The organism is uncultured Prevotella sp. (assembly GCF_946407605.1).
Lineage (GTDB): Bacteria > Bacteroidota > Bacteroidia > Bacteroidales > Bacteroidaceae > Prevotella.
The window spans coordinates 34,622-44,672 of the sequence record NZ_CAMJOS010000028.1 but is presented as its reverse complement, the minus strand read 5'-3'; the positions used below and the strand labels follow the sequence as shown (position 1 = coordinate 44,672).

The window sequence follows — 10,051 nt, the reverse complement described above, 5'->3', positions numbered from 1 at the left end:
CCCATCTTCATGGCCATATCCATGACCTTACAGATCTTCTGACTCATGGTCTCAGAAAGAGAACCGGCATGAACAGTGAAGTCCTGTGCGAAGATGAAAACCAGACGGCCGTCAATAGTACCGCTACCAGCTACTACACCATCGCCAGGGAATTGCTTCTTCTCCATGCCGAAGTTGTGGCAACGGTGCTCCTTGAACATATCGTATTCCTCAAACGAGCCTTCGTCGAGGAGCATCTCCACACGTTCACGGGCAGTATATTTGCCACGCTCGTGCTGTTTCTGAATTGCTTTTTCACCACCACCAAGACGGGCCTGTTCGCGCTTCTCGATGAGTTGCTTAATCTTGTCTAATTGTTTGCTCATTGTTTTATTTGGCGTTATTACGTTATATCGTTATTACGATGATTTATTCTGGGTGCTCACAGAGTTCGGTCAGAATACCACATGTGGATTTCGGATGCAGGAAGGCGATGTTGAGACCCTCGGCACCCTTGCGGGGCTTCTCGTCGATGAGGCGTACACCCTTTTCGCTGACCTCGGCCAGAGATTTAGCTACACCGTCTTCTATGCAGAAGGCTACATGATGCACTCCTTTGTTGCCCTTGTCCAACCATTTCTGAATGGTGCTTTCCGGTGATGTGGGCTCCAGCAGTTCTAGTTTCACTTCACCACACTTCAGGAAGGCGGTTTTTACTTTCTGGTCTTCTACGACTTCTGTTGCGTAACACTCTAAGCCCAGCACGTCTGTAAAGAACGGGAGGCTTTCTTCAATGCTCTGGACGGCGATGCCCAGATGCTCAATGTGTGAGATATTCATACTATTTGAAGTTTAAACTATAAATGTGGTGCAAAGTTACAAAAGATATGTGAGATACCAATCTTTTTTTTGGCTTTTTTATAAAATAAAAGAGATTATTGCGCTGTTGTTGGCAATAATCTCTTTCATATAGTTGGAAATCGTATCTATGCTTATCAATAATATTACTCGTAGATAAGACCTTCTACTCCATTCAAGTACCAATTACCGGGTCTTGTGGCATCTTTTGCCCAGATGCTGAAGTTTGTATAGGCTTCGGTAATGGCCTTAGTCTCCAGAGGATACTTGAAATCGACGGGAACGATAATTGCATAAGGAGGCTCGCCAGCTTTCGTAGGTATAGCGATGGTCTTACCCGTAGACTCGTTCTTGATGGTGATCTTCTTCAGGAAATCACTGATGCTCTGAGTCTTGGCAATGTCAAACTCTTCAACGATAGGAGCTTTTTTCTCGCCACCCTTCGTTGTGTTGATAAACACCGTAGATTTGCCGTAGCCGAACAGCTGGTGAACTTCTTTACTTGCGAGATTAGAACCATCGAGGCCTTTAATCCAAAGTTCATCATTAGCACCAGCGGCAATGAGCGACAACTGAACCTTGGTCTCGTTCAGACGAACGGCCTGAAGGACAACGTCATTCATGTCATAGTCAGCGTTCTCTAAGCGGTCCTCGAAGCACATGGTGTACTTCTCGCCAAACAATGTCATTACTTCGTTCTCTACTTTTGCACCAAGGGTAATCTCAATAACCATATCGCCAAAAGTACAGTCAGCTCCGTCTTCAAAGCACATATAAGCATGGTCATTAGCGCTGAAGATAGCCACACGGGGACTATCCCACTTCATGCCGTTTACGGTAGAACCTTTATCTGTAGCAGTTTGAGTGCTATTTGCATACACCTTCTGGGTGGTCTGGCTAGTATTATTGTCGATAGCTGAGAAGAAATGACCAATGATGTGGTTTACTTCTTTGTTCAGACGTCCGTCACTATATGTGCAGCCACTGCCACAGTAGTTGTAGGCCTCTGGAGTCATATCGCCAACGGTGTAGTTAGGATACGTCGGGTTCTTTGCCTTCTGGTTCAGGAATCCAATCTTGTAGCCTGCAGGAATGCTGATGTCTTGAGCTTTAGCACCTGCTGCGGGAACACCATCACCATAATAGGGGAGAAGATACTGCTTTTCCCTCTTGAACTTATCGCTAGAGAATCCGTTGACAGCCTTGTACTTAGGAAGCTTCTTGATATAGTTGGCCTCCTCCTCGGCTGTCATGTCCTTTGTCACTTCTGGGTTGAAGTAATAGTAGTAAACCGAGTTGAACATACCCTCGGTGGTGTTCATCTGGATTGGTGTGATGGTGACAGGCTGACCGGTGGCAATCAAATAGTTCTTGTTCAGCACGAAGTATGGGGTGCTCTCAACGATGTTCTCCCAGTTGTTGCTCTTACCGTTAGTCTTGTGGACGGCATTGAACTTGTCGAGGAATCCATTTACAATCTCCTTGACGGTGGATATGTCTACATCATCGTCAACAGCCTTATAGATGGTACCGTTCTCAAATGTCCAGCCACTGCCGAGTGTAGATGCGTCAGAAATGGCATACATCTTCTCGTTGGCCCATGTACCATCGGCCCATAGGTCGTAAGCTCTGTAAGTACCACCGCCAACGTTGTCGCAAATCAGTACCTTGTGGTCCTCGGAAGCCAGCGACTGGATGGCACGCTGAGCATTGAATGATGGGGTGGGAGTACCCAGTACGATAGAAGCAGCAGTGGGATAACTCTCACCAGACCTGGTCATGCGGGCAGCAGCAGTACTCTTGAAGCTGACAGATGACTCGCCTATATTGAATACTTTAACAAAATACTTGCCTTCGCTGCTTACACAGGCGGCAAACAGCTTGTCGTACACATTGGGAGCATCATATACCAAAGTAACCTTTTGGCCTTTTTCAACTTTTGCTTCGTTCAGAATAGCAGCATCTTTGTTGCCGAAAGGTGATTCAGTCAAAATCTGAACCTTTTCGATATTGTCCAGATTAGCGTCAGCCGTAATGGTGACAGAACCCTGTTTGATAGAGTTCCAATCCTGAGCGGCATCAATGTTTCCGAAAACCTTCTGAGCATTTTCTTTAATGAGTGCATTATTGTACTCATTCACGTTACCCTCATCATGACTAGTGCAACTACATAAGGTAAAGGCAATTGCAATTGCTGATAAAACAATTTTCTTCATACTCTTATTACTTTTGTTAAATCTGACTGCAAAAGTAATCATTTTTTAAGTGATTTGGGTAATATGAGTGAAAACTTGACAGTAATTTAAGGTTTTTTAATAATTGCGAGACCTATTTGTAAAAGGAATTACAACTCGACGATGATTTTGCCGTTAATTTGCCTACCTGTCAGATAATTAGGCACGGCCCATTGGCGGTTGCTGACATCGGTGACCCAATAGTAGCTATTAACATTTGAAATGCCAAAGAGATTTAGACAGTCAACTCCGAGCCAAATGTTCTTAATGGCCTTAAAGTTGTGTAGTGCTAAATAACTCATGCCAATGTCGGCACGTTTGTATGCTGGAGCACGGAAACTCTGTGAGTCCAGTCCGCGGTGCGGTGCTCCGAAAGGAAGACCATCGGCATAAGATAGCCTCAAGGTCATCTTCCAACGTTCAGTGCCAGGAAAGTAGTCGGTAAAGTGCAAGTTCAACGCATAGCGTTGATCGGTAGGCATGGGAATCCATTGACCATTCATCTTTTGTTTGGTGCTCATCAGAGAAAACGATATCCATGAATCAGTTCCGGGAACAAACTCTCCATATAATTTAAGGTCCAAGCCAGCTGTATAGCCTGTGCATAGATTTTGGCCATAGTAGGTCACCTTCACATTCTGCACATTATAGGGAATGAGGTTTGACAGGGCTTTGTAGTAAGTTTCTGCGGTGAATTTGTAGGGACGTTCGTTCATCTTGAACCGATAGTCCATTGCTGCGATGAACTGTAATGACCTTTGACTTTTTATGTCTTTGTTTAGCGTAGCTACAGTGATGCCAGCTACAGTGGTTGTGTCACGCAGTTCTTTATAGAATGGTGCCTGATAGTATAAACCTGTTGCAAAACGGTAGGTGAGGTCTTGATTGTAACTTGGCACGATGGCCAAAGAAACACGTGGTGAAAGGATGGTTTCTTTGTTGAACGACCAATGGGCGAAACGAACACCATAGTTTAAGGTGTAGTGTGTGTCTCCATTGTGCCAACGGAAGATGTCCTGTATATAACCCTCAATACGGTTTGACTTCATGTCGTTATTAGATGAGAGTGTATAAATCAAATCCAACCGATTGGCTGTGTGGGGGACGGAATAACCGCTGGAGTCTCGCATTTCGTATTCCCGACTCTGTTCTTTGATATGCTCCCATTTATAGGTCAGTCCCGCTTCAATATCGTGCTGTTGCAGTTTTCGGTTCAGTATCAGTTTCAAACTCTGCACATTGCCTGTCAGATAGTTGCGGGCATGCTCTGCGTAAGTGCCAACTCCCAACTGTTCAGCACTTTCTGCTTCGTTTAGCCAGTATTGTCCTTGGATGTCATAACGTTCCTGTTCCTTAGTGTGATAGGCCGACCATAAGAGCTTGATGTGTGTTGAGTCGCTGATGTGACGGGTGATGGCCGCTGTGGCGAAAAGCGTACGAAAGATGTCCTTTTCTTGTCCGTCGAAGTAGACCTTAAATGACTTCACATCTTTCATTGTACCAAATGATGTTTCTCGATCCTTTGGCTTGAAGTTGTAGTGGTTTTCAGAGATGTTGCCTAATAGCTCCAAAGTCCATCGGCGGTTAGGCTCATAGGTGATATAGGTCTGATAATCCAGTTGGTTGGGTCGGTATTCGCCAGTAGTCTCCAATGATCCCAATAGATAGCGGTTGGTCTTATAGCGCAAGCCATGACTCATCGAGTATTTTTTGTTAGATGTACCCACATAAGCACTGCCGCCTAAGAGCGAAGCCATTGCCGAAGCCTCAAATGACTCGGGGCGACGGTAGGTGATGTCCAGTGCACTCGACATCTTGTCGCCATATTTGGCTGAGAATCCGCCACTTGAGAAACTCACATTCTCAACCATGTCGGCATTGATAACAGATAGTCCTTCTTGCTGTCCACTTCTGATAAGTAATGGACGATATACCTCTACATTATTTATATATACAGAGTTTTCGTCGAACGAACCACCGCGAACGTTATATTGGCTCGACAATTCATTATGGGTAGATACACCGGCTTGTTGTTGAATCAGCTCTTCTACTGCATTGCCGGTTGTTGAGGGCACCCCTTTGATGTCTTTAATGTCCAGATGCTCCATCTGGTCTGTCTGACGACGTCTTTGAGTAACGGTGACGCCACCCAGTTCGTTCTTGCTGTGTAGTTCAATCTGTATGGTCTGGGTGGTTCGTGGATTACGTAGTACGCGTTTGCGTTCTTGATAGCCCACCATAGAAAACTTGACAACAACCGAGTCGGCAGTGTGGAGTGTCAGCTGAAACTCGCCTTTGAGGTTTGTCATCGTGACGGCACCTTGTTCCAGACACGATACGGTGGCCAACTCCAAAGCATTGCCTTCATCGTCAATTACCTTGCCTTTTAGTGTGAATGATTGGGCCATACAAATAATGCTCGTCATCATCATGGCGAGAACAAGAGTATATCGTATGGTGAGTTGTCTCATCAAAGGATATAACGCAGAAAGGGACGTTTTATTATGTGTCAGTCGCGATAAAACCATGATAACAGCCTATTCACCCAGCCGATGGAGCAGTGGAACCAACGGTAGCCACTGGTCTGTTTGCCGCCGAAAGTGAGAATGAATTCACGGAAGGCATTCTTCTGGAACGGCAGTCCTACATCCAGGAAAAACATATGCTCGAAGCCGCGGTTATGGGCTGTCTTCAGGGTGTGCCAGATGGTAAGGATGTCAGGATGAACAAAGGCAAATGATTTGCGGCGATAGGCGGCATACCATAGATAGGCTTGTCGCTGACTGTAAACTACTGCTGAGCAACCAATGATATGCCCATGATAGCGGGTGACGAACAATTGCGCATCTTCACTCTTTCTTAATCCCTCAAATAGCTCATCGGCAGGAATATAACGTTTAGGCTTCAGCCAGTTGTGATGACGCAGTAGACGCATAAAGGCTTTAAAGTCATTATCGCTTTTCACCTCATCGGTCACAACACCACGATTATAAGCCGCATCAATACGTTTCTGCATACGCTCACTGATGCGCTCTTCCGGAGTATGTGAATGAAGTGAGTTGTGAATGCTGACCCATCTTACAGGAAAGAACTGATTCTCACGCAACTCCTTATATGCAAACATCTTACTACTCAAGTTACTGACCTCCGTATAGAGCGTCCATCGTCCTACCTTTTCTGTCAGTTTCTTTAGCATCATGCTGAATAACTCTTGTGTGCTTAGAGGTGCTTGTGGTGAATAGACTCCCTCGCCTATAATGCGACAGTGTCTGTATAGATAGGGTGGGAAAAACGAGGAGTGGTAGCGTATCAAGGCCAGCATTTGTGCAACGATAGCACCATTTTCTGTCTCAACAGTAACCATATAAGGCTTGTGACGTGGGGTTTGCTTGGCCAGTTTGAAGAATGTAGGACTATGGAAGATGTTTTCCTCCATGAGACCCTGCGGCAACTGGTTGCTGCTGGTATATATATTTATGGCCAGTTCGCTCATCGGCAGCAAAAATACTAAATCTTTCTTAAATTGAACGTATTTTTACCAGAAATTATTACCTTTGCATGGTAATTTATTTTTAAAGACTATGACAGACTTCAAAACATTGGTACAGATGCGTCGTTCGCATCGCAAGTTTACATCTGCCGAAATTGACGGTGATGACGTAAAATTGATACTCCGTGCGGCATTGATGTCGCCTACAGCAAAGAGTAACCGCGGGTGGCAGTTCGTGGTGGTTGACGATAAGCGCGATCTGGAAAAACTGGCTGATGCCAAAGATGCAGGCAGTCAGCTCATTAAGGATGCTGCGTTGGCTATTGTTGTGTTGGGCGACCCCATGCAGAATGATTGCTGGGTAGAGGACGGTAGCATAGCAGCTATCTCTATGCAGTATCAGGCAGAAGAGCTGGGATTGGGTTCTTGCTGGGTACAGATGCGTGGCCGCGGCTTGAGTGACGGTACCAGTGCCGATACGGTGATTCGTGGCATCCTCGATATCCCTGAGAATCTTAATGTGCTTTGTGTTGTGGCCTTTGGTCATAAGGCAGATGAACGTCAGCCACAGAACGAGTATAAGCTGAAGTGGGAGAACGTACACGTGGATAAGTATTAATGGATATCGTATTTGTTGGCGCAGGACGCCTGGCTACAAACTTTGCTTCGGCCTTGAAGCAAAACGGACATCGTATCTTGGCTGTGTGGAGTCGTACCATCGCTTCTGCTCAGGCGTTGGGCGCGAAAGTAGGCTGCCAGGCAACTGATAAGTTGGACGCTCTGCCCCTTCAGGCTGATGCTTTTGTGGTAGCTATCAAAGATGCAGCTTTGGCAGAAGTTATCCCGCCGTTGTGCAAGGGTAGGGAGAATCAGGTGTTTCTTCATACTGCCGGCTCGATGCCTCTAACCGTTTTTTCCGGATATACCCAGCATGGGGGTGTGCTATATCCCATGCAGACCTTTTCTAAAGAACGGTTGGTGGATTTCTCGTGCGTACCTATATTTATAGAGGGCGCAGATGATGTGGCTCTTGATATGGCCCGTCGATTGGCCGAAAGCGTTAGTCGAGAGGTGCGTGTCCTTAGCAGTGCAGACCGTAAGCATCTGCATTTGGCAGCTGTCTTCGCTTGCAACTTCGCCAACCATTGCTATGCGCTGTCAGCAAAGATATTAGAGCAGCATGGACTTCCTTTTGAGGTGATGCTACCGCTGATAGATGAGACAGCACTAAAAGTGCATTCTATGCATCCATTTGCTGCCCAAACAGGACCAGCCATCCGTTACGATCAAAACGTGATTGAGGCACAGAAAGCATTACTTTCCGACGATGCCGACATACAGGAGATTTATGACATTATGAGTAAAAGCATACATAGACTCGCCAATGATTAACTACGATTTATCAAAAATACGGGCCATCATCTTCGATATTGATGGTGTCCTCTCGGCAGAAACCATTACGTTGGGTGCTGATGGACTGCCCTTGCGTACTGTAAACATAAAAGATGGCTATGCTATTCAGCTTGCTGTTAAACTGGGACTTCATATCGCCATCATGACTGGAGCAAATGTTGATTCCGTTAGAGTGCGCTACGAAGGATTAGGAGTTAGTGATGTTTTCGTGGGCTGCTCCATAAAAATTAAGACCTATGAGGCCTTTCTCGAAAAATATGGCTTGAAGGATGATGAGGTGATGTATATGGGCGATGATATTCCCGACCTGCAGGTGATGCAGCGTGTAGGTTGTCCCGTATGTCCACAGGATGCCTGCGTCGAAGTGCGAGAGGCCAGCATCTATGTAAGCGACCGTAAAGGTGGTTATGGCTGCGGACGCGATGTGATAGAGCAGACGTTGCGTGCTCAGGGTAAATGGGTGATGAACGAGAAAGCGTTCGGCTGGTAATGACGGTTCATAGTTAGTGGATAAAGGTTTTGGTTATGCTTGAGAATCTAGAAAAGTATCATATTATTCTGGCAAGCAACTCTCCGCGCCGTAGGGAATTGCTAGGAGGATTGGGCATCAAATTTGAGGTTAAGGTGTTGCCCGATATTGAAGAGAGCTATCCCGACGATTTGTCTGTCTCACAGATTGCCGAGTTTATTGCCAAAGAGAAAGCTGAGGCATATCGGAATCAGATAGCTGACAATGACCTGATAATTACAGCCGATACCATTGTGATTGCTGATGATGAGGTGATGGGTAAACCTGTTGATGCTGCCGATGCCACAAGGATGCTGCATCGTTTGAGTGGTCGTGCTCATCAGGTTACTACGGGTGTATGCCTCACTACGAAGACCCAACAGCGTCGTTTCTCGGTAACTACTGATGTTACCTTTAAACAGCTCTCTGACGAGGAGATTCAGTATTATGTTGAGACCTATCGTCCTTTTGATAAAGCTGGTGCCTATGGTATTCAGGAGTGGATAGGTTATGTGGGATGCATCGGTCTTCATGGTAGCTATTACAATGTGATGGGCTTGCCCGTTCAGCGCATCTATAGCGAATTGCTTACCTTATAATTATAATACGAAGTGCACCACCAAGGGCAGGTGGTCACTATATCCTTGTTGAAAACGAAAACCGTGAAAAGACCTTCGCGGACGTTTTCCTCCATATTCTGGTTCTTCCTCCAAAAGAAAGCTGGCATCGTTGATGTACGATGTCTCTACTTTTGTAGATAAGGAAGGAGATACCAATACATGATCAAGTGAGTGCCATTCTCCGTGATAACGGTAATTTGCAGGAGAACCATTCCTGCCCTTGATATCGGCAGTGATGTTCTTCAGTCCTGATTCATAAAGCCGTTTCAGAGAAGGGCTGTCGGCATAATCATTGAAATCACCTAATACAATAATCTTCGCATCCTTGCTGATATCCTTCATCGCTTGTTGAAGTGTTTTAACCACTTGCTGTCGATAGGGACGAGTCTCTTTCTCTCCACCATAACGGCTAGGGCTATGAACCACAAATACATGAAGCGTATCGCCCGATATGCACAGTCCTTGAACATAAAGAATATCACGCGTTGGACGCATGTTCTTCATGAGTGGCACCGAGAAAGAATCATAGCAGAGTGGACGGAAATGGAAGGGCTGGTACAAGAAAGCGACATCAAGCCCTCGCACATCTTTCGATTCTGTCATCAGGTACTGATATCCGGCATTACGGAGCAATGATCTTCTTGTTAGGTCCTTGAGGACGGAGTCGTTCTCCACTTCAATCAAAGCCACTAAGTCTGGTAGATTGTCAGAACAGGAAAGAATCTCCTGTCCTATTCTGTTTACCTTTCCCCAATATTTGGTTGGTGTCCAGTGTCTTTCTCCCTCAGGAAGGAATTCTGTGTCCTCCTTTCCCTCGTCGTGTTGAGTGTCGAACAGGTTTTCACAGTTCAATTCGACTAATGTCAGCTGTTGGCAAAGAGCGACAGAGGGGAATAGAAGAAAAAGGAAGACAAAAGACCATAGTCCTTTATCTCCCTTTATCATTATT

Annotated in this window: 10 protein-coding genes; 4 read left to right on the top strand and 6 right to left on the bottom strand. The window is 45.7% G+C overall.

Annotated elements, in window-relative coordinates; translation table 11 throughout:
* From Q0R57_RS11350 to Q0R57_RS11330, 5 genes are all read right to left on the bottom strand, one after another.
* A partial coding sequence (locus Q0R57_RS11350) for a carboxyl transferase domain-containing protein (RefSeq protein ID WP_294747588.1) occupies positions 1-365 on the bottom strand: 365 nt, incomplete at its 3' end.
* Between the two features lie 43 nt (positions 366-408).
* Positions 409-819 (bottom strand): methylmalonyl-CoA epimerase, encoded by a 411-nt coding sequence (gene mce, locus Q0R57_RS11345; protein ID WP_294747585.1) that lies wholly within the window; start codon positions 817-819, stop codon positions 409-411.
* A gap of 164 nt (positions 820-983) precedes the next feature.
* Positions 984-3,053 carry a DUF4842 domain-containing protein gene (locus Q0R57_RS11340; RefSeq protein WP_294747582.1) on the bottom strand — a complete coding sequence of 690 codons (2,070 nt, stop codon included), beginning with the start codon at positions 3,051-3,053 and terminating at the stop codon, positions 984-986.
* 128 nt (positions 3,054-3,181) lie between these two features.
* Complete coding sequence (locus tag Q0R57_RS11335) at positions 3,182-5,479, bottom strand: carboxypeptidase-like regulatory domain-containing protein (RefSeq protein ID WP_294747580.1); 2,298 nt, start codon at positions 5,477-5,479, stop codon at positions 3,182-3,184.
* Between the two features lie 101 nt (positions 5,480-5,580).
* Positions 5,581-6,564, bottom strand: coding sequence for a GNAT family N-acetyltransferase (locus Q0R57_RS11330; RefSeq protein WP_294747576.1), 984 nt, complete (start codon positions 6,562-6,564; stop codon positions 5,581-5,583).
* Between the two features lie 88 nt (positions 6,565-6,652).
* Between Q0R57_RS11330 and Q0R57_RS11325 the strand changes: the two genes are divergently transcribed.
* The 4 genes from Q0R57_RS11325 to Q0R57_RS11310 are packed head-to-tail and all read left to right on the top strand — an operon-like array spanning position 6,653 to position 9,081.
* Complete coding sequence (locus Q0R57_RS11325; protein ID WP_294747574.1) at positions 6,653-7,180, top strand: nitroreductase family protein; 528 nt, start codon at positions 6,653-6,655, stop codon at positions 7,178-7,180.
* Positions 7,180-7,953 (top strand): Rossmann-like and DUF2520 domain-containing protein, encoded by a 774-nt coding sequence (locus Q0R57_RS11320; RefSeq protein WP_294747572.1) that lies wholly within the window; start codon positions 7,180-7,182, stop codon positions 7,951-7,953. The genes Q0R57_RS11325 and Q0R57_RS11320 overlap by 1 nt, the downstream gene beginning before the upstream one ends.
* Positions 7,946-8,464: an HAD hydrolase family protein gene (locus Q0R57_RS11315; protein WP_294747569.1), complete on the top strand. Its 519-nt coding sequence runs from the start codon at positions 7,946-7,948 to the stop codon at positions 8,462-8,464. Before Q0R57_RS11320 ends, Q0R57_RS11315 begins: the two co-directional genes overlap by 8 nt.
* 35 nt (positions 8,465-8,499) lie before the next feature.
* Positions 8,500-9,081, top strand: a complete 582-nt coding sequence (locus tag Q0R57_RS11310; RefSeq protein ID WP_294747566.1) for a Maf-like protein — start codon at positions 8,500-8,502, stop codon at positions 9,079-9,081.
* On the opposite strand, the gene Q0R57_RS11305 is transcribed toward Q0R57_RS11310, so the two are convergent.
* Entirely contained in the window at positions 9,082-10,047 is a 966-nt protein-coding gene (locus tag Q0R57_RS11305; protein ID WP_294747563.1) for an endonuclease/exonuclease/phosphatase family protein, read from the bottom strand. It abuts the gene before it with no gap.
* Positions 10,048-10,051: the final 4 nt, after the last annotated feature.

What these genes read in the sequence shown, in the direction of transcription:
- mce (WP_294747585.1), bottom strand. Translation starts at nt 819, where the DNA reads ATGAATATCTCACACATTGAGCATCTGGGCATCGCCGTCCAGAGCATT.
- Q0R57_RS11325 (WP_294747574.1), top strand. Translation starts at nt 6,653, where the DNA reads ATGACAGACTTCAAAACATTGGTACAGATGCGTCGTTCGCATCGCAAG.
- Q0R57_RS11320 (WP_294747572.1), top strand. Translation starts at nt 7,180, where the DNA reads ATGGATATCGTATTTGTTGGCGCAGGACGCCTGGCTACAAACTTTGCT.
- Q0R57_RS11335 (WP_294747580.1), bottom strand. Translation starts at nt 5,479, where the DNA reads ATGGCCCAATCATTCACACTAAAAGGCAAGGTAATTGACGATGAAGGC.
- Q0R57_RS11305 (WP_294747563.1), bottom strand. Translation starts at nt 10,047, where the DNA reads ATGATAAAGGGAGATAAAGGACTATGGTCTTTTGTCTTCCTTTTTCTT.
- Q0R57_RS11310 (WP_294747566.1), top strand. Translation starts at nt 8,500, where the DNA reads ATGCTTGAGAATCTAGAAAAGTATCATATTATTCTGGCAAGCAACTCT.
- Q0R57_RS11330 (WP_294747576.1), bottom strand. Translation starts at nt 6,564, where the DNA reads ATGAGCGAACTGGCCATAAATATATATACCAGCAGCAACCAGTTGCCG.
- Q0R57_RS11340 (WP_294747582.1), bottom strand. Translation starts at nt 3,053, where the DNA reads ATGAAGAAAATTGTTTTATCAGCAATTGCAATTGCCTTTACCTTATGT.
- Q0R57_RS11315 (WP_294747569.1), top strand. Translation starts at nt 7,946, where the DNA reads ATGATTAACTACGATTTATCAAAAATACGGGCCATCATCTTCGATATT.